Origin of the sequence: Sphingobacterium sp. Lzh-3, assembly GCF_046764375.1 — a bacterium.
Classification (GTDB): Bacteria; Bacteroidota; Bacteroidia; order Sphingobacteriales; family Sphingobacteriaceae; genus Sphingobacterium.
Genome location: NZ_CP177226.1, coordinates 2,860,952 through 2,887,500, shown reverse-complemented (window position 1 = coordinate 2,887,500; position 26,549 = coordinate 2,860,952). Strand labels below are relative to the sequence as shown.

The 26,549-nt window shown below is 40.8% G+C and carries 20 protein-coding genes; 2 read left to right on the top strand and 18 right to left on the bottom strand.

Translation table 11 applies throughout. The features are described from left to right. Positions 1–419 precede the first annotated feature (419 nt). The 6 genes from ACLCDV_RS11875 to ACLCDV_RS11850 form a co-directional block, all read right to left on the bottom strand. Complete coding sequence (locus ACLCDV_RS11875; protein ID WP_411973813.1) at positions 420–1,775, bottom strand: Gfo/Idh/MocA family protein; 1,356 nt, start codon at positions 1,773–1,775, stop codon at positions 420–422. Between the two features lie 222 nt (positions 1,776–1,997). Next, entirely contained in the window at positions 1,998–2,585 is a 588-nt protein-coding gene (locus tag ACLCDV_RS11870) for a hypothetical protein (protein WP_317666979.1), read from the bottom strand. A 652-nt stretch (positions 2,586–3,237) separates the two neighbouring features. After that, positions 3,238–3,684 (bottom strand): VOC family protein, encoded by a 447-nt coding sequence (locus ACLCDV_RS11865; protein WP_088161445.1) that lies wholly within the window; start codon positions 3,682–3,684, stop codon positions 3,238–3,240. Positions 3,685–3,762: 78 nt separating this feature from the next. Further along, positions 3,763–5,997, bottom strand: a complete 2,235-nt coding sequence (locus ACLCDV_RS11860) for a TonB-dependent receptor (RefSeq protein WP_411973812.1) — start codon at positions 5,995–5,997, stop codon at positions 3,763–3,765. 14 nt (positions 5,998–6,011) lie between these two features. Beyond that, on the bottom strand, positions 6,012–6,722 hold the full coding sequence (locus ACLCDV_RS11855) for a hypothetical protein (protein WP_317666981.1): 711 nt from the start codon (positions 6,720–6,722) through the stop codon (positions 6,012–6,014). 888 nt (positions 6,723–7,610) lie between these two features. Continuing rightward, positions 7,611–7,982, bottom strand: coding sequence for a DoxX family protein (locus ACLCDV_RS11850; RefSeq protein WP_333577227.1), 372 nt, complete (start codon positions 7,980–7,982; stop codon positions 7,611–7,613). A gap of 91 nt (positions 7,983–8,073) precedes the next feature. Between ACLCDV_RS11850 and ACLCDV_RS11845 the strand changes: the two genes are divergently transcribed. Continuing rightward, the gene (locus ACLCDV_RS11845) at positions 8,074–8,439 is read left to right on the top strand and encodes a winged helix-turn-helix transcriptional regulator (protein WP_153845908.1); all 366 of its coding nucleotides are present in this window, start codon (positions 8,074–8,076) and stop codon (positions 8,437–8,439) included. On the opposite strand, the gene ACLCDV_RS11840 is transcribed toward ACLCDV_RS11845, so the two are convergent. The 4 genes from ACLCDV_RS11840 to ACLCDV_RS11825 all read right to left on the bottom strand — a co-directional run bounded on the left by ACLCDV_RS11840 (position 8,428) and on the right by ACLCDV_RS11825 (position 12,779). Then, on the bottom strand, positions 8,428–9,525 hold the full coding sequence (locus ACLCDV_RS11840; RefSeq protein WP_317666983.1) for a DUF2891 domain-containing protein: 1,098 nt from the start codon (positions 9,523–9,525) through the stop codon (positions 8,428–8,430). The genes ACLCDV_RS11845 and ACLCDV_RS11840 overlap by 12 nt on opposite strands. A gap of 32 nt (positions 9,526–9,557) precedes the next feature. Next, positions 9,558–10,247: an SIR2 family NAD-dependent protein deacylase gene (locus tag ACLCDV_RS11835; RefSeq protein WP_317666984.1), complete on the bottom strand. Its 690-nt coding sequence runs from the start codon at positions 10,245–10,247 to the stop codon at positions 9,558–9,560. A 77-nt stretch (positions 10,248–10,324) separates the two neighbouring features. Next, complete coding sequence (locus ACLCDV_RS11830; RefSeq protein WP_317666985.1) at positions 10,325–10,780, bottom strand: hypothetical protein; 456 nt, start codon at positions 10,778–10,780, stop codon at positions 10,325–10,327. A gap of 160 nt (positions 10,781–10,940) precedes the next feature. Continuing rightward, on the bottom strand, positions 10,941–12,779 hold the full coding sequence (locus tag ACLCDV_RS11825) for an alpha-L-fucosidase (RefSeq protein WP_411973811.1): 1,839 nt from the start codon (positions 12,777–12,779) through the stop codon (positions 10,941–10,943). Between the two features lie 427 nt (positions 12,780–13,206). Here ACLCDV_RS11825 and rnhA point away from each other — a divergent pair, with 427 nt between their 5' ends. Further along, positions 13,207–13,701: a ribonuclease HI gene (gene rnhA, locus ACLCDV_RS11820; RefSeq protein ID WP_075992491.1), complete on the top strand. Its 495-nt coding sequence runs from the start codon at positions 13,207–13,209 to the stop codon at positions 13,699–13,701. Between the two features lie 32 nt (positions 13,702–13,733). On the opposite strand, the gene ACLCDV_RS11815 is transcribed toward rnhA, so the two are convergent. The 8 genes from ACLCDV_RS11815 to ACLCDV_RS11780 form a co-directional block, all read right to left on the bottom strand. Beyond that, positions 13,734–15,359, bottom strand: a complete 1,626-nt coding sequence (locus ACLCDV_RS11815; RefSeq protein ID WP_411973810.1) for an arylsulfatase — start codon at positions 15,357–15,359, stop codon at positions 13,734–13,736. A 17-nt stretch (positions 15,360–15,376) separates the two neighbouring features. Then, complete coding sequence (locus tag ACLCDV_RS11810) at positions 15,377–16,969, bottom strand: arylsulfatase (RefSeq protein ID WP_411973809.1); 1,593 nt, start codon at positions 16,967–16,969, stop codon at positions 15,377–15,379. Positions 16,970–16,992: 23 nt separating this feature from the next. Then, on the bottom strand, positions 16,993–18,462 hold the full coding sequence (locus ACLCDV_RS11805; protein WP_411973808.1) for a RagB/SusD family nutrient uptake outer membrane protein: 1,470 nt from the start codon (positions 18,460–18,462) through the stop codon (positions 16,993–16,995). A 69-nt stretch (positions 18,463–18,531) separates the two neighbouring features. Next, positions 18,532–21,585 carry a SusC/RagA family TonB-linked outer membrane protein gene (locus ACLCDV_RS11800; RefSeq protein WP_411973807.1) on the bottom strand — a complete coding sequence of 1,018 codons (3,054 nt, stop codon included), beginning with the start codon at positions 21,583–21,585 and terminating at the stop codon, positions 18,532–18,534. Between the two features lie 369 nt (positions 21,586–21,954). Beyond that, positions 21,955–22,911, bottom strand: a complete 957-nt coding sequence (gene trxB / locus ACLCDV_RS11795) for a thioredoxin-disulfide reductase (protein ID WP_411973806.1) — start codon at positions 22,909–22,911, stop codon at positions 21,955–21,957. 28 nt (positions 22,912–22,939) lie between these two features. Next, on the bottom strand, positions 22,940–23,893 hold the full coding sequence (locus ACLCDV_RS11790; RefSeq protein ID WP_317666992.1) for an exonuclease domain-containing protein: 954 nt from the start codon (positions 23,891–23,893) through the stop codon (positions 22,940–22,942). Between the two features lie 70 nt (positions 23,894–23,963). After that, the gene (locus ACLCDV_RS11785) at positions 23,964–25,286 is read right to left on the bottom strand and encodes a M16 family metallopeptidase (protein WP_411973805.1); all 1,323 of its coding nucleotides are present in this window, start codon (positions 25,284–25,286) and stop codon (positions 23,964–23,966) included. Beyond that, positions 25,276–26,535, bottom strand: a complete 1,260-nt coding sequence (locus ACLCDV_RS11780) for a pitrilysin family protein (RefSeq protein ID WP_336835070.1) — start codon at positions 26,533–26,535, stop codon at positions 25,276–25,278. Before ACLCDV_RS11780 ends, ACLCDV_RS11785 begins: the two co-directional genes overlap by 11 nt. Positions 26,536–26,549: the final 14 nt, after the last annotated feature.

The following is a 26,549-nucleotide window of genomic DNA, read 5'->3' as shown; positions in this document are numbered from 1 at the left end:
AAGAACGGATCGAATTTTGTAGAAATTTAGAACTCGAAGTTCAGACAAGATGCAGCGATACAAGTAACCGGCATTCAATATTTAGCTCAGCCTAATGCTGGAGCATAAAGATTAAATGCCAGTTTCTGCTCATTGGAGCTTGCTTCGTAATTGAGAAAGAGCATTGATAACCAAAGTCGGCTCCTCAAGCATAATATTATGGCCGGATGCTGTTGTCGACAGGTGGATAAAATCGCTTGTGTTCGTTTTCAGTAATTCATGGGCATCAAAACCAATCCTGACGTGTTTTACCGTAAGCCTCGTCGCAAGCATTGTTTGCTTGATTCTTTTTCATACTCGTTATAGCGACAACTGGGATATGTGGCAGCATACCTTGTAAGGCACCGCCGACGAAAGAAACGATATACACAAGACTTTTATTAATAAGGATGCTGCCATGGGCTTCGATATGATCTTCGTAATAATTGAGTTGCTTCTGGGTCATCAACACATATTTTTTGTACTGGGTCAAAAATCAAAGGACGATTTAACTTCATGGATAAGTTGGCCAAAATACAACTTGCTGTGGAGATATACCCCTCTTCAATATCCGCTACAGGGAGATGATTATTTTCAATTGCCGATAAAAGGTCAAGCATATGTTGTCTCGTTGCAGGAGCTGTATGCAATTCGATTCGATGCTCCTCAAGATCTTTCGGAAAAGCCTCCTTTTCTAGAATAACATCCTTTCGAATGGATTCGCCTTCTCCGATTGGAATAAATTCATATTTCATCACACTTCCCTTTAAAGTCCCCTTGTCTCCATATATGATAAATGCCCACGGATATTCAGGATCTGCTGCTGCCCCCCAGGTTCTATGTTGCCAGACACAGTTGAGATCTTCATATTCAAATATAGCAGTCTGGGTATCTGCAATTGTCGATTTCCCTTCTTTTTGAACATAAATCCCTCCTTTAGCGCTCACACTTTTTGGCCATTTAAGTTGCAGCAGCCAACGCACCGTATCAAACATATGCATCCCCATATCACCTGTTATTCCATTTCCATAAGCCATGAAAGTCCGCCACCAACCGCCGTGAGGCAAACCATCATAAGGACGTAAAGGGGCCGGCCCCGTCCAGAGCTCGTAATCCAAAAAATCCGGAACCTGCTCTATGGGGGGATTTCCATTCTTTCGCATATGATAATAGCAGCACATTTCTACATGTGAGATCTTCCCAAGTAATCCACTCTCGATAACACGTTTTTTCGCATCTATTAGGTGAGCTGTGCTCCGCCGTTGAGTCCCCACCTGTACTTTCCGGTTATATTTTCTTGCCGCACGCCATATAGCATCCCCCTCAAGCACATCAACACTGATGGGTTTCTGCAAATAGAGATGAGCACCCGAACGCATCGCATCAATAGCCTGTCTGGCGTGCCAGTGATCTGGTGTTCCAATGAGAATTAGATCGAATTTATGACTGGCGAGCATTTCCCTATAATCTTTATACAGTTTTGGAACTTTTTTTGAAATTTGACGCTCACTAACCAGCCGTCCAGCTTCCTGCAGCTGATTGTCGTCGACGTCACATAGTGCAACCACATCAACATCACGTACCTGCATTAAACGGAATAAATCACTTTTCCCATACCAACCTGCACCGATCAATCCGACCCGAAAATTTTTAATCGCATCACGAAATGAAAGCCCCTTAACTTCTAAGGCTGATAAAGTTAAAACTGCGCCCGCTCCTTGAATAAATTTTCTCCGATTTAGATTGACCATAGCCATAATTCATTGGTTTATTGCTTAATATAATAAAAATAAGAAATAAACAATAAAATATTGCATCAACAATTCCAATTATAGGGTGGATAATTGGGAAATTACGAAAGGAAAGGCTCGGAAGATATGGTTTTTATACGAATATCGGTGGTTGGGGAATGGAATAAATCTAAATGATGGACTAAGTCCCGGCTTTGGCTAAAGGTTCCGGGACCTAGTCAATTTTTCTTATAGACTAAAACTATTCAAAAAATTCTCTAATTCTTCAATTGCTACTTGATTTGCTGAAGAGACAGTTGCAAATCGATTTGATTCGAGGTATTGAATGCTAGTTAAACCATCATTTTCAAACATGCTCCAGTCAAAAGATGCCAGCCAACCTTTATAAGGCTTAACCTGCAATTTGGTTCCTAGGTCTTCAATTGATTTTAGGTCGATATAGTTCATTAAATTTAACTTTACCTGATCCGAACCTGGACCCGCTCCGTCGGTAACCATCAAATAAATATTTTGTTCTCCCTTCACATAGTTTGCCGTTGCATAAGATCCTGTCTCCGCGTCCTCAAAGGCCGTAACCTCTGTCAATTTAAATCCGTTTATTTCCGGTTTGAACTTCGTCTTGAAATCAGCAGAACTGATAGGCTTCATCTTTCTCAGGGCTGTTGCTAATTGTTCAACCTTCAATGAGTCTGAATTTATCTGCACATATTCAATGTGTTGAACGCCCAATTGCTCTCCGGCGAACACAATCTTTGAATCGGCCATACTCGCTAGGGCCGCACATACCATACTAATTCCTAAATAAGGATACTTCATATTATTATTGCTCTAATCTTTCTCCCCTATAAACAAAAAGCACACCATTCTTTTAATCTACGTACAGTATTTATTCAAAAGTAATGTAAATTCATATTGACATTATGTAGACACGAAGCTACAACAATCAGACTCACTGCAGGTTCTAAAAATAAAGGCACGGCTTTTGTAAACTACTAAGTAAAAAAAAGTATTATGAGAAGAACGCCTTACACCACATCTGTTATTATATTGCTCGTCCTATGTGTGATTGTACTAATGACCACATGTTCAAAAATTGCCTAAATTACATCCGGTTTGGGCAAAATTGTAAAACCATTCATGAACGTAATGACGAGTTCATCATGGAAAATAGAGTCTAAAAAAATAGATTCTTAGGCCTTCCTCATGGCTTTCATCAAGCAGATAAATTTCACTTTATTGATCAGGAAAGAACACAATCCGAACAGATTGTGCTAAACTTCGTTATTCCCACACGTATAATTACAAAAAAGCCCTAGAGCGGGGAACTCTAGGGTCTTAGCCATATATTAACCTATTTTATGAAAAGTATTTGTATCAATAACGTCTTAGTTTTCTATTTATTTTGTACAACAGAGAAATTTCTTAAATTTTCTTTTTTTCGCACAAAGGTTCGATTCAATCATTTACCTTATAGCGGTTGGGCTAAACCAATCAATAATCCCTCTACTCCTCTTAGATAACAAAGGCGATAAGCATTTTCGTATTGTACCACCTCCCCGACGAGGACAGCGCCATGATTGCCAATTAGCCTCCGCAGTACATCATCTAGATCTTCAACGGTAAACATTGCCCGCAAATAGCCCAAGGCATTAACCGGAGCATTTCTATGATCTGCAATTATCGCAGGATCAATAAATCTTGAAAGTTCTAATCGGCTATGTCCATCTGGTGTCACCATCATGGCGATCTCGACATGCTGCGCTCCGAGACCAGTCACTCTACCTGCCCATTCACCTTCAATCTGCGCTCGCCCTTCAAGATATAAACCAAGTTCTGAAAAAAAGGAAATCGCGTTGTCCAATGACTCCACCACGATACCCATATTATCCATTCGAAGTAACTTACTCTTTTCCATAATACATTATTTATTAGGAGTTATAATCCCTATTAAAGATACAAAGGAAAATTTTAAAGCTACCATCGCTCCCAGTCTTTAGAATTTATAACTCAGGCCCGCTTTTACCATAAAAGGCGTTCCAGGTGTAAAATGCAATTCAGAAACGGACTGCTGTTCATTTCTTAATCGAGTCTCGGTCTCAAACTGCGCTTCATTCCACTTGGTGTCAAATAAGTTTTGGACCTGCACCAAACAATTCCATTTTCCCAGGCCATAGTTTAGCAGGAGGTCATTGACAAAATAACCTTTAGCACGTACCGAATTATCTTCTATCGCTGGTTTTGTATTCATATAACGATAGCGCAAGTTGGCAGAAATGCCAAGCGGTAACTTCACAGATACCCCTCCTGTACTTGTTAAAGAAGGCACCAGCGGGATATAGTTTTCGCCTTCAGGTTCGTCAATTGCCCGCGCGTAAGCATAATTTATGTCGCTGTCAAAATACAACCAACGGCTAACTTGATAGCGTAAACTCAAATCTGCCCCCAGACGTTTCGTTTTCCCCGAAGGCTCTACGACAGCTTCATCCCCAACATACACAAATTCTTGCTGAAGATACAACCCCCATAAAGCAGGCTGAATAAAGAGGTTATCAGTTGGCTTCCAGATCAAGCCAAGATCTGCACCATAGGAAACGGGCATAATATCTTTTCCATGTTGTTCCATCACCACGCGGATATCATTGGAATGAAATCCCATACCCGTTTTCAAATATACTTGTGCGCGATGACTGAACGTATATCCAAAGTTAAGCTTTGGACTGATCCTTGTCGCGGAAGCCTCTTGTCCGGCGGGGTCACTTTTCAGCTTATCATGCAAGTTGAAAACCAAATGATCGACACGTATTGCAGGATTAATAGTCCATTTACCAATACGCCAATCAAGATTGCTATAGCCATGCAGATTCATTTCTACGCCCGAAATATGCGAAAGCCGATCCAATAATTCGTCGCGCTGATAGACATGGTTCAGTTGAAGATCTTTGATATCATCCACTCGGAGTCCAAAACCCGATGTCCAAGAAAGCTGACTATGATCAAACTGAAATTGGCGATTGTATTTGTTTTCGATACCATACAGGTATCGATTATCAACCTGCTCTATTTCATCGCCATGAATGGGATCTTTCAGAAAAAAAGTAAAATCGGAAAACAACTGAAATTTATAGCGCGACAAGTAAACATTGCTTTCCCAGCTTTCCTGATCACTGATCAGCGCACGGTATTGCATCGCCAAATTCATGCGGGATGTATTTCCGCCTTCAGTAGAATCGATCGACCCCCAACGGCTAATGAGTTCCTGCCGAACGGCCCGCTCCGGAATCTGACCCGATGCATTCCAACCCGAACTGAATATGGACCCCTGGAAATTGATATAATGTTTCCCATCGATCCACTGATTATACTTCGCAAATAGATTGACACGACTAAAATTTTGCTTGATGTCAAAAGGACCATTCGAATAATTGAACTCACCTGCGGCATAGGCATACTTATTCTGCTCATGATTATTCACCAGATTAAGCATGGCTACCGTACGCCAGGACTCAAAAGAACCCCCTTCAACCTTAAAAAGATTATGATCCAAATGATCCAAGGTTGTAAAATTAACATAACCCGATGTATTCAAATCACCTTTGTCTGCATAATAGGCCCCCTTGCCAAAATCAATATCTTTAACCGTTTCTGGAATAATAAAATGAAGATCTGCATATCCCTGACCATGCGCATGAGAGACCATATTAACTGGAATACCATCTGCAGTAACGGCAATATCTGTACCGTGGTCATTATCAAATCCACGTAAAAATATCTGCTCAGCCTTTCCACCGCCTGCATGCTGTGCTATAAAGAGCCCAGGAACTTTCCGCAATAGATCTTGCGCCGAATTAACAGGAATCTTACTTAAATCAACTTTGCTCAATGTTTTACTGCTATTGAATGCATCCACCTGAATTTGACTCAACTGCACTTCGTTTTTTTGCATCTCGATTTCAATAGGAGACTTTGCTTCTTTTAAGATGTACATCTGATCGAGATAGCCTATCCGGCTCAACAGTAAGATGTCCGGAAATGTTCCCGGCTGTACGGAAAAAGCACCATTCGATGCAGTATGACTATGCTTTATTCCACGTTGGTAGCGTATATTGACTTCTTCTAATTGCTGTTTACTATCCTTATCTTTCACAGTTCCCTGAATTACATGTTGCTGTGCATAACTGTGGGTCGCAGCCAGTAGGCCTATAAAAAAGGTGATTTGACGTTTGTTCATATAATAGTTAAAAATTACCATCCCAGAAATAACATCCCCGCACCGCAAATTGACAGGACAGCGCCACTAATGGCGTGTACATATCGATCAAGTTTTTCGGTATCGAACAAGTTATAACCATAAATTCCCAACAAGACCATTCCGACCATGGTTACCACTGTCGTAATGGTAAAAGTGCTAATTAGGGTAATCACCTCCGTTATTGAGCGGTGTGCACCTGAAAAAAATAAGAGTGGTATCAATGGCTCCGATGGCCCCATGACGAAAATTGCAAATAATACCAAAGGCGTTACCTTTGTTTTTTGATGATGGTGATGATGCCCCGATGCGCTTTTCCCATGGGTATGTTCATGCACATAAACTTCATCGCCCATTACATCAAAATGCTTATGGGAATGCTTCTTTGACATTTTCCAGATCCCATAAATCAAATATCCAAGTCCAAAAATAAATAGTGCCCAACTCGAAACATTGCCACGCACGTCCTGTAACCAGCTGATTTTATTGAGCTGCCATCCGAGATAAACGCCAATAATCCCTAGTATGACCGAACTGAAAACATGTCCGAGTCCACATATAATTGTCCATAATATAGTTTTTCCCAACGACCATTTTTTCGATTTGGACAATACAATAAAGGGCAGATAATGGTCTGGCCCCGATGCAGTATGAAAAAAACTGATCGTAATAGCTGTAATAGCTAATGCATAAAGTGTTGTGTTCATATAAATGATTTAATAGCAAAGCAGATGATTAAGCTGCTTTCTTCAAGCAATGATTTGTTACATAGGTTATATAGTCGTGTATTGACTCAACCAATGATATTCACCAAAAGAAAAAGGGAATTAACCGAAAATTTTAAAGGAATGGTATAGGATACACTTGTCTGGCAGTCTGTTAGACAAATATTTATTTTGGAGTTCATAAAAACTATGCCACGACTTCTTATCCGTAAATAGCAAGAAAATAGGCAGAATCAGTCCCAAGGCACAGTGCCGAACGGCATATGCTAAATGTTGATCATAACTCAATTCGAATGAGCATTCTTCGATCGATCCGAGATAAAAATCGAAATGGGATTGTGATGAAGCTATTGACGGTTTTGAAGCGTTTTTATAGGCAGCATGTGAACAGACATCCTTGTTTATTTTACCTGTAATAAACATACAGAAAAAAACAATGGGTACTAACCTTAAAAGATGTCTTATATACCTATACATAGCATGTCGCATCCCTATGGGATTGATGAATCAAATTTATTATAAGTTTGCCCTTGCAGAGTAGCACAAATCTTGAATTTTATAACCTTTTTATAACCTAGCAAAAAAAACAGGCAGCTAAATAAACAAGATAAAAACCTCATTTAAACCAACAAAAAAGCAATATAAGATAAAAAACGAGATTTATAAGTATAAATCAACAGGCTTAAATTAGCACAAATCACGATTTTTTTTATCCTATCCTATTATTCATTTATTTTGCGGCTATCGGCCATAAATACCCCCCCTGCAACTCAAGCGCTAGTTGCATCGGAATAAACACACAATCATCAGAAAATTAAGCCGCAGAAATGACCTAAATTTTCTGACGATCTTGCTTAAGCGGATGCGGAGTTAAAGTATGATTTTAAAGGTTTTGTCTGTGGCCAGCAGCAAAATACTGAGTATGCACATAAGCAATGAGTTGTAGAAATGATGATATTCCTGATGTGCCATATGGGCTGTAAATGCTGCTACTGCAAAGGGGAACAATACCAGTACTGCCCCATTCTTAAATTGCGGATTATACAAACCTATTAAGAGCAACACCACTCCCATAAGCTCTCCAATTCCAATAATGACCGTCCAAGTCTTATTAAAACCCAGAGACTGCATGCTTTGCATCATGGAGCCTTTCTGAAACACTTTAAACAATGATGCATAACCAAATACATAAAGGTAGTATGCATAGCTCAACCAATGAGCGACCGATTTAATCATTTCCATTTTATACTTTTTGTTTTCCTACAAATTTCTTTATTAATTTGCATGAATAACAGTACGTACAAGATTGTATGATACCAACAAAAAAGTTCGTATGAACACGCGAAAAGAGAATTCAACCAATCATATCAATGAGCTATACTGGAAAGATCGTTGTGGTATTGCATTTACCTTAGCCACCATAGGTGGCAGATGGAAAATCAACATTCTTTCCTATCTGTTAAATGAAGGTAAACTCCGCTATAGTGAGTTGCGGAAAAAGCTCGTAGGCATTTCAGAGCGTATGCTGATTGCTAAATTAAAGGAACTTGAGCAGGACAACCTGATCACTCGAATAGTATATCAGCAAGTCCCGCCAAAGGTAGAATATGAATTAACTGCGCTCGGCCGTTCGCTCGAGGAAATATTAACACTAATGGATAAATGGGGAGAAGATAATCTCCCCGAATCAATGCTTTGATAGTGCATAGAGTGCAAATGTACCTAACCAATGTGACCCCATATAGTCATCCTTGGTGGTAATATTGGGCAAAGAGTACTTTAAATGTTTATTCGCCAACTTATGCAAGTAACTTAACTCAGGCAGCGCTTTTGCGATACCATTTAAACAGTTTGCACGACTAAAATTAAGTCCATCCAGATGGACCAAATGTCCGTCTGTTCGATCTTTTACGATACCTGGTTCTAAATTGAAATCGGGATTAAACAGATCTGGCATAAAATCCTTTAACCATTTACGGTAATCCTCCTGTTGCAGCACCAAACTCATACAAAGGGCTTCTTCAAGACAAGGGGAAAGAAAGTCGCTTCCACTTGGCTCAAAAGCAATATTGCAGCTCTTATCCTGACTATATAAACGGGAGGCATTCGTCATTAATGATTTTTCAAACGTCACATTTCCCGTACTTCTTGCATAGTCCAAGGACAGAGAAAGGCCAAATGCCGAATTATCATGATACCCTGTTCTAATCGGATAGACTAATTTGGGCAGATATTCTTGATAAGATTTTACGATCTGTTTCACCAAGGGTTCAAGATTCGAAGCCCAGCGTTTTGCATCAGTGTCTTCCCAAGTTAATAACTCCTTCTGCAGCTGCAACAACCAGGCCCAGCCATACGTGCGCTCAAAGTTCTTATTGTTCTTATCTTGAAAGAAATCTAATTCAACGGCCACATTTTCCGCCGTAATATTTCGGTTCAATTGGCGCCGAATTTCACCCGAACTGTCCAAATTTGGAAATTCCTTCAAAATATGTACAATTGACCAATATCCATGTACAGAAGAATGCCAGTCAAAACAACCGTAAAAAATTGGATGCAATGTGCGTGGTGCTCTTAGATCACTATCACCACCGAGTACCTGCCCTAACTTATTGGGATATTCCACTTCGATGCAATGCAATGGCAAACTGAGCAAATGCCTGGCTTGGACACTATCCAAGGTTAAAGGCTGATCATTTGAACTCGTATTTACGTTGATTTCCGAATTATTTTGACATGCAGCAAAAGCAACGGATAGGCAAATAATCCCTAATATTTTTTTCATAAACCTCTATTTTATATACTACTATACAATACTTAATAAAGTAATTGTTCTACCAACTTAGGAACAGCTATTGTCGCTGACTCCTCAAAACACTGTATATTACGTAAAGCCCTGTCACTAGGTATTTTTTTGTCAATTAAAAATGTTTGACAGTGACTAGGCGCAAATTCTTTAAGTCCTGCAGCAGGATAAACCTGTAAAGAGGTTCCAACAATAATCAAAATATCGGCATTCGAAACCAGGCTTATAGCCTCTTCAATAGCTGGCACAGCTTCTCCAAACCAGACTATATTTGGCCTCAGCTGACTACCTTTCTCGCAAAGATCGCCCATCTTAATCTCATCACCGACAATGGGATATACCAAGCGATCATCTATAGACGACTTAGCCTGATCCAAGCGGCCATGCAAATGAACAATATGAGATGATCCCGCCTGTTCATGCAGTAGATCTACATTCTGCGTTACAATACTCACCTCGTACGCTGATTCCAATCTTGCTAGCGCATGATGAGCTGCATTTGCCTGTGCCACCAAAGCGGCTTTCCGTCTCAGATTATAAAACTCCTGGACTAAGGCTGGGTTTTTGTGCCAACCTTCAATTGAAGCAACTTCCATGACGTCATGCCCCTCCCACAATCCATTGGCATCCCTAAATGTAGGTATACCACTTTCAGCCGAAATACCGGCCCCCGTCAATACAACAATATTTTTCTTTTTCATCTTAAGGCTGTTTGTTAATCCATACTATAGTTAAGTTTGACTTTTTATATGACTTTCATCCTGGCTGTAGATCTGGATCATTCATTTATCAACAAGGATGCATAGTTATCCGGCAGCTCAAGTCGGATAGAATCTTTACTCAAGGCAGCCTTTCGGTTCATATCATCAAAAGAACGTTGGTAATACACAAAAGCGCTATTTGGAATATGCAGTTCACTGGCTTTCTGCACCTTGAACTCATAACGATTATTTTTCAGTCTGACATGCTGATAAATTCGGTAAGTAACAACTTGAATCTGTACTTTATCAAATTTTGGAATGACCTTTAAATCTGCCGGTTCATGAAAGTATTTATCATTGAAATACATAAATTCATTCGACTCTGCTAATGTTGTAATATCTAACTTACCATCGACAACTTCATTCACTAACGAATCTGCCCGCAACCGCTCAGTTTTACTTCCGTCACCTGAAGAACAACAAATACATAGAAAAACAATAATTGGGATCAAAACAGTTTTGATTAGATTCATAGGTCTAAGTTATAATAAAAAATGCTTCCTTGCCACAATTCAGGAGAAAATGCATCGAATACCTCCGAAATTGATCAGAATGGTTTATATCCTACGTAAAAAAGCCCGGGATATGTTGTTATCCTAGGCTTCTTTTCAATGCTAAGCACTATCCAACCTCTTAAAGGTTATTTTCGATAGCACCCACTTTCTCGCGATATAGTTGTATTGGCGCATCCAACAACACAGCGATAACGGTCATATTTTTATCCAAGCGCTCCGCAGGTGCCTGAATGTAGATAATACCAGGTATGCTACTCCAATAAAGCTTATTGAAAACTTCATGGTTGATCATGGAACCGTCACCGACTACCCGGATCCTAGCGACTCCATTTTTGACACCTTTTAATGCAATTGGACCTGTAGGTTTTCCCTCAACAAACAAATACAAGGTCTGGCGATCTTTGGAGAGTGCACTTAATCCTTCATAATGTCCTTCAGGCAAGCCTTTTCCAGTCTCATAAAGTGCTTCGGCATGGTCCTTAATCCACTTTAATACCGTCGGATTAGTCGCGTTACTGCTCGGCAATTTGGTATCTAAGCCATCCACGGTTAATCCCGAATTATCAAAAATATTTTTTCCTGCATGCAGTGTTGAAGCGATCTGACCTAAAGCACGATCTATCAACTTATTATCCAACACAGATTTCAACGTAACTTCAGTGTCCTGAGGCGCAGTCCAACGAAGCGCTTCCGCAAAGTTCAGTGCAATCACGGTAATATCCTGATCAAAGTTTACTTTCGTCAAATCTACTCGAACGGTTCCATTTTCCGACTTAAGACTTACTTTCGCGGATGCATCACCGACAACTGAAATGCCTTTAATAGCCGAATGATTGACTAAACCTTTGAGTTGCAATTCGGGTTTCTGTTCATACACATACAGATAAAGTGTTTTTCCGTCTTTTGATAAAGCAGATTTCCCACCGTAATTCGCAAAAGGAATACCGGCTCTTGTACCATAGATCGCAGCCGCATGCTTATGCGTCCATCGCCCCAGCTGTTTCAGAATATTTAATTGCTCATCAGGGATTGTACCGTCTGCTTTTGGACCAATATCCAATAATAAGTTTCCACCCATAGAAATACAATCGACCAACGTTCGGATGATCATATTGGGTGATTTGTACTTTTTATCAAAGGGTTGGTAGCCCCAAGAATCATTCATGGTATAACAGAGTTCCCAAAATTTAGCATCAGGGCGCGTGACCGGAATCCCTTGCTCAGGTGTATCGTAATCTCCATGATGATTCAATCGGGAGTTTATAATAATATTCGGATTATATTTCCGCAAAAGATTTAAGGTCTCTTTCGCTTTCCACTCTTCGGCACTATGTTCCCAATCTCCATCAAACCAAAGTAATTCTGGCTTATATTGTTCGGATAGCTCGGTCAATTGCTTTTGGTAATATTTCACATAATTATCCCAACGCGTAGGCTCACCTTTCAATTCATAACGCTTTCTATTGCGCGTAAAAACATCATAATATGGGTGGCTCCAATCGGGTAACGAATAATACAGTCCAGTGTGCAAGCCCTCTTCTTGTATTGCTTTCACAAACGGTGTGATTACATCCTGTTTAGCAGCCGCGTCTTGTAATGTAGTGATCGCTTTATCAGCCTTCGTATTCCACATCGAGATTCCGTCATGGTGTTTGGTCGTAATCACCGTGTATTTAGCACCAGCTTCTTTAATCAATTTGGCCCATTCCTTGGGTTTATAATCCTTTGCTGTAAACCCATTAAGCTGTTTGATATAATTGTCGTGGTTAATATAATTATTGAAGAATGACCAAGATTCCGAGATTCCATCTACAGAGTAAATACCCCAGTGAATAAAAATACCCAATTTGGCATTTTCAAACCAATCCATTTTTTGCGTTGATACATTGTTCTGAGCTGAAACGTTTAAGCACGCAGACGCCAAAAGAACAAAAAGAGAAATCTTTCGAAACTTCATAAGCTATTTTATCGATTACATAACGAGTTTAAGCCGGCAAAATACACATAAATCAGCAAAATCCAATTGTGTAAGGGATAAATTACGTTGGATAGCGGTTGAAATCTAACATTATATTTTTCTTTAACTCAAACTTAAAACACGCAGGGAATATTCTTATAACTTAAACGGATCTAATAGGGACTTTATAGGGACCTCATTCGGACTTTATTCGGATAAAACCGTGTAAAGTCCCTTTTTAATGCCTATTAAATCAGTTGTGAGTACTTAATAAATTTGACGCTTATAGCGCTATGCCCTATCCTTGAATTTATTGAAGGTGCAACGGTACAAAAATCTTCCACTTCGAGCATCAAAATATCAACTGTCTCGATCATTTTTATCCATTTGTATGTGCTTACAAAAACTTCATGTATATTTGGCAGGTATGATCGAATTATATACAGATGGGGCTTCAAGTGGGAATCCGGGCCCTGGAGGTTACGGAACCATCTTAAGAACTATTTATACAGGCGATAATGAAGCCTTTAAAGGCAAACTTATCGAAAAAGAGTTTTCGGGCGGTTACCGCAAAACAACGAACAACAGGATGGAATTGATGGCTGTGATCGTTGGTCTCGAGGCGCTGAAAAACCTGCAGCAACAAGTTACCGTATATTCTGATTCCAAATATGTCATTGATGCCATTGATAAGAAATGGGTATATGGTTGGATACAAAAGGGTTTTGCCGGCAAGAAGAATAAAGATCTTTGGTTACGTCTAATGAGTGCCTATAAACTGCATAATGTGCGTCTTGTGTGGGTAAAAGGCCACGCTGGGCATCCGTTAAATGAGCGCTGTGATCGCTTAGCTGTAGCAGCCTCCAAAGATAAGGCAAATTGGAAAATCGACAGTGTTTTTGAGATTGAAGAAGGGAAATAGAAAAGGGAGCATTTTAATACATGCTCCCTTTTCTATTTAAAGCGAAATGCCGGTGGAGCAATCTCCTGTACTTTACTTTCTCTAAAATCCTTCATGCTTTGGGGTTCTCTAGCCTCTAATTCAGCGAAATCCACAACACCATTATCCTTAGCCCAACGAAAATAGGCTGTAGATAAGCGAGAAACAACATCGTGATGCAGTCCAGCAATATCTTTGCGTTCAGTAGGATCCTGTTCCAAATCATAGAGTTCCCATTTATAGGAAGGCCAGGTTGATACAAGCTTCCATTTCCCGATACGTGCAGCACGGTTGCCAGCCCGTTCCCAAAACAAGCCCTCTGCCCGCGACACAGTATCTTGACCTTGAAATAACACTGGGAGCAAGCTTTTCCCGGGCAATTTGTTCGACTTAATTCCTTTATAATCTTTCGGATATACAGCGCCAGCCAAGTCATAGAAGGTAGGCGCCAGATCAATCACATGCCCGGTCCCCTGTCTGATGCCTTTCGCGACCTTACCCGGAAACCATGCTATAAATGGCGCGTTGATCCCTCCTTCATAGGTATAATCTTTAAATGCCTTGAAAGGTGTATTGGAAGCGTACGACCAATTTTTGCTCTGTGATTCAAACGAGCCCTCTGTTCCCACAGGCCCCGTATTCAACCGAGCGCCATGAAACCATCGCACCAAATCTTCCGCTGGAGCTCCATTGTCTGAGAGAAACACGATAAGCGTATTGTCCAATTGCCCGTTGTCTTTCAGCTTCTTCAGTAATTTACCTACAGTCTGATCCAGACGATCAACCATTGCCGCGAAGATTTCCATTTTTTTTGCCCATAGCTGTCGTTGATCGTATGATAATCTTGACCAATCGTAAATATCTTCATCAGGAATCGATGCTTCTGTCTTTATCGGCGTAAGTCCCAATTGTTTCTGCCGTTCAAAACGTTCTTGTCGAATAGCTTCCCATCCTTTATCATAACGTCCTTTGTACTTTGCAATATCTTGTGGCAAGGCCACCAATGGCCAATGTGGTGCAGTATGGGCCAGATAGAGAAAAAAAGGCTTCTCTTGGGTTTTAATCTGATCTAAAAACCCTTCCGCTTCACGATTGATTAACTCTGTTGAAAACGACGATTCCAAAGGGTATCCTTCTGGGTCCGTTTGCGCTTTAAATGTCGGAGCTCCTGAATCTGCATTTTTTTCCTGTTTGGGGAATACCAGATCAAAGCCACGATCCCATGGTAGACTTTTCCCATTTCCCGAAACATGCCATTTGCCGGAAGTTGCAGTAATATACCCATTAGACCGGAGCACTTCAGCAATAGTGAGGGATTCAGTATTGATATAGCCTTGATAGGCAGGAAGACCAAGATCGTTCGAAAAGTAACCGACACCAGCTTTATGCTGATATTGTCCTGTGATTAGAGAAGCCCGTGTAGGTGCGCAAATAGAATTGTTATAGAATTGCTTCAGCCGTAACCCTTCATTGGCCAAACGATCCAAATTAGGTGTCGAAATTTCTGATCCATATGCTCCCAAATCTGAATAGCCCAGGTCATCCGCCAAAATTAAGATGATATTGGGCTTCTTCTGCTGTGCATTGCCTATCCCCATCAAGACAAGCAAAGTAAATAATGTAAAAATTATCTTTTTCATATTACCTTCTTTTATTACTAGCGAAATTGATTGTTTGTCTTTAACCGATTGAAATCCACTACAGCATTCTCTTTAGCCCACTTCTCATAGCGTTTTTCAAGATCATTCACAATCTCTGGGTAGCGATCAGCCAAATTGTTGTTTTCCCCCCGATCTTCATCAATATTGTATAGCTCTGGTTTGTTTTCTTTCCTAAATAGGGAGACTAGTTTCCATTTTCCATATCGAACAGCACGATTTCCGGCCCGCTCCCAGAACAGCGGAACATTGCGATCGACCTGATTAAGGTCTGAACGAAAAACAGCTCTTAAGCTTAAGCCAGGGAGCGCATTTATTGCAGTATCTCCAATATGGATTGGATAATGAGCACCAGCAAAGTCATATAGTGTGGGAGCAATATCGATAAGATGCCCTACTCCCTTCTTAATAGCATTCGCCTTTACTTCCTTAGGATACCATACAATAAATGGGGCACCGATGCCTCCTTCATAAGGATTATCTTTATAACTACGCAGTGGAGAATTACCGGTTTGGGACCAATTGCCATTTTGCACCTCATAGGATCCGGGCAAACCAACGGTTTCGGTATTCCTTGCGGTATAAATCCGGGCCCGATCGCCACCCTGAGCACCATTATCCGATAAGAAAATGATTAGTGTATTTTTGTCTTTTTTCAACTCTCTCAGTGTTTTCCTAATGCGTCCAACACTCTGGTCCATTCGATCAATCATACCAGCGAAAACCTGCTGCCGGCGCTGCCAATACTGCTTCTCATCGTAAGTCAATTTCTCCCAGGACTGTACAGCCGAATCCTTTTTCGCAATAGTCTGTCCTGAAGGGAAAACGCCAGTTCGTTGCGCATTTTCATAACGTTTGATGCGTAGACTATCCCATCCCTGACGATATACACCATTGTATTTTTGTGTTTCCTCTTCTGGCGCCTGTAAAGGCCAGTGCGGAGCGTTAAAAGCTAAATACAAGAAAAAGGGCTTTTTCTCGCTTTGCTGTTCTTTGAGAAAACCAATGGCCTGATCGGTAATCTCATCAGTCAAATAACGCCCCTTTGGCAGGTAGAAAGGTTTGTTGTTCCGATATAAAGGCACCGTCGGACGTTCTGGACCGTTGATTTCATAAAAATTGGACGCGCCACCTACAAAATTAAAAGAACGTTCAAATCCACGTTGTGCTGGCCATTGATCGAAATCATCACCCACATGCCATTTGCCCGAAATAATGGTTGAATAACCAGCCTCTTTAAGAACTTCAGCTAAGGTCCTTGATTCACGATTTAAGAAGCCTTGATAAGCAGGAAGGCCTAAGTTAACATTAAAATACCCTACGCCGGCACGATGCGCATACTGTCCTGTCAATAAGGATGCACGTGTAGGAGCGCAAATGGAATTGTTATAAAATTCCTGAAACCTCGTCCCTTCTTTGGCTAAGGCGGCTAAATTCGGTGTATGAAAGTCTGTCCCTCCATAGGGCTCTATATCCGAAAACCCCAAATCATCCACCAAAATCAATACAATATTTGGACGGCTATCTTGTCCCCAGCTTGCCGCCGGCAAACTGCACAGACACAGTATAAGATATAAAAGTTTCGTTTTCATTTACTTAAAATTTTATTCGTCTATTATTTATTTATCCAATCGGGATGCTGTGAAAGATTTGGATTGAGATTCAGTTCGCGTTGTGGCGTCGGAAAATGAATATGGCGGGCAGTAGCATTAGTCTTTCCAGCAGCTTTCAGCTTAGCGACATAATATACAGCTCCCCTTCGCGCCAGATCAAACCAGCGCTGATATTCGTAGACCAGCTCCTTTCTTCGTTCTTCAAAAACAAACTCTCTAAAAACGTCCTTCGTTTCCGAAGCTAAAACCTCTTCCACACCGGCTCGGCGACGCACCGCATTTAGTGCATTACGAGCCTCTAACGTTGGGCCATTCAACTCATTTTCGGCTTCCGCAAAAATTAACAGTACTTCCGCATAACGGATGATTGGTGTGTTTTTAGAAGACTGCCCTTGGTTCCCAACAACGGTTTCATCATAATATTTATTGAATTGCGGTTTAGCCAATGGATAATATTTGCCATCTGTAGGCGACAGCATCCCCGTGGTAAAGGTTACCGTCAGACGTTTATCATTTGCGGCAAAGCTCTTGTACAATCCGCCTTCTACGTGCAGTGCGTCGGCATAATCGCCATTGATCCCCGGAATATCCGCGGGTGCAGACCTGCTCGCCAAAGAATTTCCCTGATAACCACTGTTTCCCTTAAATTGAGCCGAAAAGATATGTTCGCTGCCATTCTTCTTATCAATATTAAAGACATCAGCAAATTCCGGAAAAAGCGCGTACCCCTCCTTATCAATAACTTCCCTGGCTAATAATTTTGCGTTGCTCCAATCGCTTCGCGTCAGATAGACTTTTGCCAATAAGCTTTTGGCGGCTCCCGAGCTTGCGCGGCCTTTATCTGCGTCACTGTAATTTTTGTAATTCGGGAGCGCCGATGCAGCTTTTAGGTCAGCGATAATCAACTCATATACGTCATTTTCTGGAGCTTTAGCTACATAAAGTTCCTGCGGAGACAAGGTCTCAACAGGACTTGTTACCAACGGTACGGCCCCAAACCAGCGTACCAAATTAAAATAATGCAAAGCTCTCAGAAATTTTGCTTCATTAATCAAGCGCAGCTGTATAGTAGGTTCAATTTGCCCCGAAGACATTGCACCAATCTTCGCAATGTTAACATTCGAAGCATTGATCGCATCGTAACTCTGCTTCCAAAGCTGCTCCATCCGATCATTGGATGCATCATGTGTCAGATTGCTAATCGCCCGGACATGTGCATTTCTGGCTCTTGGTCCTGCTTCATAATCATCTGTAGCCATCTCAACACCGATCTGGAATAGGCTGTTATACAATGATTGACCAGTTTCATATAATTTTCTATAAGTCCCGGTCACAGCCGCGATTGCTTGATCTTGATTAAGGTAAAACTGTTCTGACACCAAAGCACCTGCGGGATCTTCCGACAATTTCGAGCACGAAATTGTTGTTAGAAAGATCGAAAAGACAGTGGATAAAAGATGTATTTTTTTCATTTGAATAAATTGCTTGTCAATACGAATGGGCTTATCACAAAATCCCTATTCAATACATTTACAGGTATATTAAAAAGTCAAAGAAATCCCTGCGGAAATAGATCTAGCTGCAGGATAAATTCCCGAATCGGTCCCTATCTGCACGTTACTTCCCGACGTCACCTCTGGGTCAAAACCTTTATATTTTGTCCATGTCAAAAGATTTTGTGCTGTTAAATAGAGATTAAGACTCTTGATACTGGCCCCTTCAAGCCATTCCTTTGGGAAGTTGTATCCAAAATGCAATGATTTCAGCCGGACAAAGGAACCGCTCTCTACAAATTGATTGGAAAATACTGGTGCCGGGTCTAATTTTGCCCGCGGATATAACTGACTTGGATTTGAAGGTGTCCAGCGCATCAATGCATCACTTGATGCGTTTTGCTGACCGGTAAACATCTCTAGATTCTGTCTATTGATATTAAGCAGATCATTACCAACTGTTCCCTGTATAAGAAATGACAGATCAAAACCTTTGTAGGAAATACTATTGGTCAGCCCAAAAATAAAATCGGGCTGCGCATTACCGATAATCGTTCTATCATTTGCCGTGGTAAATTGACCATCACCATCGATATCTTTATATAGGCGATCTCCCGCTTTCGGTGTAGCATTTCCTGTAAACTTGCCCTTATTATTCTCTTCGCCCAATTGCAGAATGCCATCGGTTACCGTTCCATAAAATGTACCGATTGGCTCGCCCACTTTAATAATATAGTTTCCAGAGATATAGGAACTAGCACCTTCACCAATAGTCAACACTTTGTTGCGATTAAAGGAAAAGTTAAAGTCTGTATTCCAGCTGACTCTCCCCTGTAAATTCCGTGATTTTAAACTCAATTCCAATCCCCTATTCGATACGGAACCAAAATTCTGAAGGGAAGTGGCATACCCTGAAGTCCACGGTATTTCGACATTCAGCAAGAGATCTTTGGTTTTCTTATAATAGTAATCGGCTGTAAATTGAAGGCGATTGTTAAAGAGACTGATATCAAAGCCGCCATCGTATTGCAACGTACTCTCCCAGCCCAGATTTTTGTTGGGAATACGTTGTGGGGCAAAACCGGCGACAACATTATTTCCAAAGAGATAATTCAAGCTATATAAGGTCGACAGCGACTGGTATTGCCCAATCTCCTGATTACCAGTGGTACCAAAACTTGTACGTATTTTAAAATCATTCACAGCGGGAAAAATCTCCTTAAAAAAAGATTCATTTGCAACACGCCACGATAATGCTACAGAGGGAAAATTACCCCATTTATTGTCCGCACCAAAGCGGGAACTGCCATCGCGGCGCAAACTTGCAGAAACATAATACTTATTTGCGTAGTTATAATTGATCCTCGCCAAATAAGAATGCAAGCCCCAGGAATAGCTGTCAGAAGATGGCCGAACGATAGTAGAGCCGCTCTGCAAACTGTTGAATAACAGTTCATCGGTTACAAAATTTTCAGCACCGGCATTAAAGATCTCATTTTTAGACTCCTGTTGGGTAAATCCTAACAAAGCATTAAAATTATGTTGACCAATTGAACCCGTATAGTTCAGGGTATTTTCATTTAACCAGGAAGTTCCGTCAAAATTTCCTAAGCTCGCTTTTCCTTTAGTACCAGCTCCCTCATAAATATAAGATGGCAAATAATATTTATCGTCTCTGCTATTTAAATCAACACCGACCAATACTTTTGCCTGTAAACCTTTTAAAATCCGATATTGAGCAAATGATGTCCCCAATATCCGAAGTCCATTAGAATTGTTAGTCGTTTCTTTTAAGGTTGCTATTGGATTGGCAAATATGTTTTCAAAAGGGTTCCGTAACGTATACGCACCGTTGGCTTCATAGACGGTCGCTGTCGAAGGCATGATGAGTAAGGCATTGACAATACCCGTGGGAGCTATCTGCGCATTTGTTTTATTAACTGATAGATTTGCACCGACCTGTAATCGATCGAAAGGATTAGCATCTATATTTGATCGAAACCCTATACGCTTAAAATTTGTGTTAATAATAACACCATCTTGATCGAAATAATTTGCTCCCAGATAATATTGTATTTTTTCCGCTCCCCCAGACAGCGAAAGCTGCTGATTATAAACCTTACCGCTTTGAAAGGCCTCTTTTTGCCAATTAGTGCCATCACCTAATTGATCGATTTCAGTCTTTGTGCGGTATTGGTAAGCCCCTAAGCCTGGATTTGCATCATACAATGCCTCATTTCTTAAAACTGCAAAATCATGGGCATTCAACACGTCTATTTGTTTAAGTACATTTTGTGCGCCAAAACTACCATCATAGCTTAATTGTACATGCCCTGCCCGACCTTTCTTCGTTGTTACCAGGATGACACCATTAGCTCCTCTGGACCCGTAAATAGCCGTCGCAGCCGCATCTTTAAGGACTTCAATGCTCTCAATATCCGTAGGACTGATACTGGCCAGTGGATTCACTGGCGTACCGCTTCCTACCCCCGTACTTTCGGTTTGGTTATACACCGGAAATCCGTCAATGACATAAAGCGGTTCATTTCCTCCCTGGATGGATGCCCCCCCGCGAATTCGGATACTGACACCACCTCCTGGTTGTCCAGAGGTTTGCGTGACCTGCACTCCCGATATCCCACCTTTTAACGTTTGATCAAGTGATGAAACAGGCTGTTTTAGAAGCTTATCAGGCAATGTGGCTACCGAACCTGTCAGATCTCGACGTTTCTGCGTACCGTAGCCAACGACGACAACCTCATCGAGGTCCGCTGATGCAGGGGTCAACTCAATAACAGCTGGCGACGAGTTGACAACCAATCGTTTTTTTTCGTAACCTAAGAAACTTAAAATTAAAGTAAAAGGAAGCTTCTGTCCAGTAACAAATTGAAAATTACCCTGATTGTCTGTCTGTACGCTATGGGTAACAGCCTCCAATTGTACGGTAACACCCTGAATGGGCTCCTTGGTTGTCGCATCAATAACCTTTCCAACTAAGGATGCATTAATAATGGGTTTTGGTTCTTGTGCTTGTACGATTCCGAATGCGTACAGAAAAAGCACGACTAAAGCAGAATACCGCAGTACTCCAAATTTTTTCATTGTCTGTTCAATTTAATGTGAAAATGCAAACAAGTGCCAACGCCATTGGTACTCTTGTTATAAAAACTTTACTGCATGTTTAATGATATATAAACATGGAGGAATTGTATGCTTTTCAGCACATGCACATTCGACAATTAATGAGAAAGGAATTAAAAAGAAAGGTGGGATTTGAATTGTTCTCGCGAACTGTAAAGTGGTCGTTTTTCATACTTGTTCAAAATTTAGTAGTATAGTTGAGTAATCGTTGCCAACGCCAATTGTTAACGACTACACAAATATAAAATTATTTTTCAAAAAGACTACTAGATAGGTCGTCTTTTTGAAAAATAATTTTTTGAACAAGTTATTGGTTTATTCTTATCGCGATTATTCGTCGCTTTCTTTAGCTGCCAAGTATCTTTCAGCTTCCAAGGCTGCCATACAACCTGTACCTGCAGCAGTGATTGCTTGACGGAAAATATTATCCTGAACATCACCACAAGCAAAAACACCCGGTATATTTGTCGCAGTACTATCTGGTTTTGTGATTAAATAACCTGTTTCATCCATATCCAGAATACCTGTGAAAAGCTCGGTATTAGGCTTATGCCCAATAGCAACGAAGAAACCTGTTACTTCTAGATCTTTTTCGGACTGGTCTTTATTGTTAATAACACGTATTCCGGTCACCACTTGACCATCTCCTAAAACCTCTTTTGCCTCAGAATTGTAGTGAACTTCAATATTTGGCGTATTCATCACACGATGTACCATTGCTTTTGAGGCACGAAACTCGTCCCGACGAACCAACATATGTACTTTTGAGCATAGTTTTGCAAGGTATGTTGCTTCCTCTGCCGCTGTATCCCCAGCACCAACAATAGCAACTTCTTGGTTTTTAAAGAAAAACCCGTCACATACAGCACATGCCGAAACACCAAAGCCGTTGTATTTTTGTTCAGATTCTAAGCCTAACCATTTTGCTGTAGCTCCTGTTGCAATAATCACTGTATCTGCGGTAACTTGTACTGTTCCATCGATCTCAACACGGTGTACCTCACCAGTAAAATCTACTTTAGTCACATATCCAAAACGCACTGAAGTTCCGAAGCGTTCAGCTTGCTCACGCAAATCTTCCATCATCACCGGTCCAGTAATACCTTTTGGATAACCAGGGAAATTGTCCACTTCAGTTGTTTGAGTCAACTGTCCTCCTGGTACAATACCGGTATAAACGACTGGTTTCATATCCGCACGTGCAGCATAAATTGCTGCAGTATAACCTGCTGGCCCTGAACCAATAATCAAACACTGTACATGCTCCACTTCTTGTTTGAATTCCATAATCCTTTTTCTAAGCTATTAATTAAAGTTATTTTTTAAATTTATCTTGCAATCCTTTCAACATATCTAAAGAAATGTTCTGTGACGCTTCTTCTTTTTGCTGATTGAATTCCTTTTTCGCAAGTTTTTTATCTTCTACAGAATGGGTGGCTGCTGCTTTTGCTTTTTGCTCACTCTTTTCCTTTTTATACCGATTCCAGATATTCTCTAAGACCTTCTTGGTATACAATGGAAAATCACCATTCTGCATCCAAGCGTAGTAACTAGGCTCCTGCTCAAATACTTCAATAATAGGTTTTCCTTTATGTTTACCAAAATTGATTGTTTCCAATCCTTCTGCATTATATACGAGACGCCCGGCAAAATCTACCGGCTTGCTTAGGTTGGTAAACGCATGAAGGGCTTCGACATCGTTCACTACTGGATAAGATACGACACCATGTTTATCTTCAAATGCTGCCCCTTCATATTTTGTCAACTGCGCTTTCAATACTTCATATGTTGCGCGAACATCAGCTTCAGCCGTATGTGCATTTTCAAGATTTTCATTGCAGTAAAACTTGTATGCCGCTTTCAACGTTCGTTGTTCCATTTGATGGAAAATGTTCTGAACATCTACAAATGCCCTTCCCTCCAATGAAAAATCAACGCCCGCCCGCAAAAACTCTTCCATAAGCATAGGGACATCGAATTTATTGGAATTATATCCCGCCAGATCTCCATCCGCAATAAAAGCCGCAAGCTCCACTGCAATTGCTTTAAAATTAGGAGCATCCTTCACATCTTCATCATAAATACCATGAAAAAAAGAGGATTCTGCGGGAATAGGTATTTCTGGATTGATCTTCTTTGTATAGACTGTTTCTTCACCATTGGGCATCACTTTCAAAAATGATACTTCCACAATACGATCGGTCGCCACATTAACACCTGTAGTTTCCAAATCGAAAAATACCAATGGTCTTTTTAATTTTAATTCCATGCTGGATAATACGCTTTTTATCAAAAACCAAAAATACAAAGTAGTATTCGATTTTTGTAGTCTAAGAAATTTAATTTACAACCGCTTGATGAACTGATTCAGCTTGACTGATTTTCCCAACAACAACTTTCACCATTGCATCAAAGTCCAGGTATTTATTGGCAAGATCACGCACCTTCTCTGGCGACATGTTTCGGATCTGTTCCATATAATAGGAATAATACGATAATGTCATCCCATTTAACAAAACACTTTTAAACTTGTCTGCATGCGAAAAGATACTTTCCAATGAACCCAACATAGAACCTTCCATATAGGTTTTAACGAGATTCACCTCTTCATCGGAGGCCAATGTTGTTTTCAACAAATTAATCTCCTTTTCTATTTCTGTCAAGGTTGCATGCGTTACATCTACCCCTACTTCGGTTACAATGGTCATAAAACCAGTATGCTTCAAGGTTGCGACCGCCGAACCGATACTATAGGTATACCCTTTTTCTTCACGAATATTGCGCATCAGACGGGAACCAAAAAAACCACCTAATAAAGTATTGACAAACTGTAGTGCAGGATAATCAGGATGTGTCCTTCCAATCGTCTGGCAACCTAAACGAATGGCTGACTGCAATGCATTTTCTTTTTCTTCGTAAACCAGATCATTAGATCCTTGCGCCAAAACAGGCCCATTCAAAGAAGAGTCAATAGCTGCTCCTTTCCAATCTACACCAAAAATTTGTTCCAGTTCTTGCAATAGCTCTTCCGAAACATTACCTGAAACAATTAAGGTACAGTTACTAGGAACAATTTCCTGCTGGTACAATTCGATCAACTGCGCACGTGTAATCGCATCATAATCTTCCAGTTTTGGTGTACGCCCGTAACGATTATTCTTACCGAAGATCAAGTTATAGAATTTACGTCGCGCCAAATAATCATTTTTCTGAATAGAAACTTGAAACTTTTGCTTGTTATTACGCAAATAGGTATCTAACTCCTGTTGCGGAATAGATGCCGCTGTCAGAATATCTTTTACAAGCGGCAAGAGGACCTGACTGTGCCTGTTCAATGTATAAAGCGACAAAGAAGTTACGTCAAAAGAGTATTCAGGGACAAGAAATGCACCGTAGAAATCTACTTTATCTGCAATCTCTGCACTGGACATGGTATGTGTCCCCTCTTTAAGTAAGGCGCTTAAAGCACTATTTAACAACGGGTTTTCAATCTGCCCGTCAAGATAGGTATTCTCAAAGATCCATTCTATCCGCACCAGCTCCTGCTCGGGCGAATGGAAAACATAGACAGGCAATCCGTTTGCAAACTGCTTCTTGATTGGCTCTTTCAAACTTATATTTCCAATTTCACGGAACTCAGGTGCTTTTGTTCTATCCAACATGTACAGCCTCCTCTTCTTTTGATTTATACATTAATATAGAAGCATTCTCGGGTCTAAAAATAGCCTGAGCTTGCTGTTGAACTTCCTCGGCACTCACCGATAAATATTTTGAGACCTCCGTGTTAATGCCATCTGCATCACCCAGCAACTCATGGAAAGCCAAGTTCATGGCTTTATCCAAAATAGATAGTTCCGCAAAAACATTTGTCGATTCGATCTTATTCTTTACTTTTTCCAATTCAGCTGCAGGTACCAACTCGGATTTTATGACCTCCAATTCGGCCCAAACCGCACGTTCAGCTTCTTCTAGCGAGATGCCTTCCGATGGTTTTCCTTCAATGACAAAGAGGTTATTGTCGATACTTCCCATGACATAGGCGTTTATTTCACTAAATAACTGCCCCTCTTTTACCAATCGACGATACAAACGTGAGGAAGATCCTCTTGATAAAATATCGGACAAAAGGTCCATTGCGAAATACCCTTCTTCCAATCTTGCGGGGCCATGAAATGCCATGTATAGTGCATCTAGAGGCACGTCTGCCCAAGTCGTCTCACGCCTTATCTCCGTTTGCACCGGCTCTTTAGGCAATTGACGATTATATTTCTCGCCAGCTTCAATATCGCCAAACCACTTTTGGGTCAAAGCCTTTACTTCTTCAAAGTGTACATCTCCCGAAACAACCATAATTGCACTCTGTGGATTATAATGTAATTTGAAGAAAGCTTTTACATCTTCCATGGTAGCCTCTTCAATGTGGCTTAACTCTTTTCCGATGGTCGCCCAGCGATAAGGATGTACCTGATACGCTAATGGTCGCAATTTGAGCCAGGCATCGCCATAAGGTTGGTTCAAATAACGCTGTTTGAACTCTTCGCTCACGACATTTCGTTGCACCTCAAGGCTCTGTGCTGAAAAAGCCAGACTTAACATCCGGTCCGACTCAAGCCACAATGCTGTTTCGAGATTTGAGGAAGGCAAGGTAATGTAGTAATTTGTGATGTCGTTGCTTGTAAAAGCATTATTTTCACCACCTACTTTTTGCAATTCGGTATCGAAGTTCGGAATATTGATACTTCCACCAAACATCAGGTGTTCAAATAAGTGTGCAAATCCGGTCTGTTCCGGAGACTCATCCCTCGCGCCGACGTCATACAAGATATTGACACAAGCCATGGCCGTATTATGATCCTCGTGTACCAATACACGCAGGCCGTTTTCTAACGTAAATTTTTGATAAGAAACCATCTGATTTTTCTTCG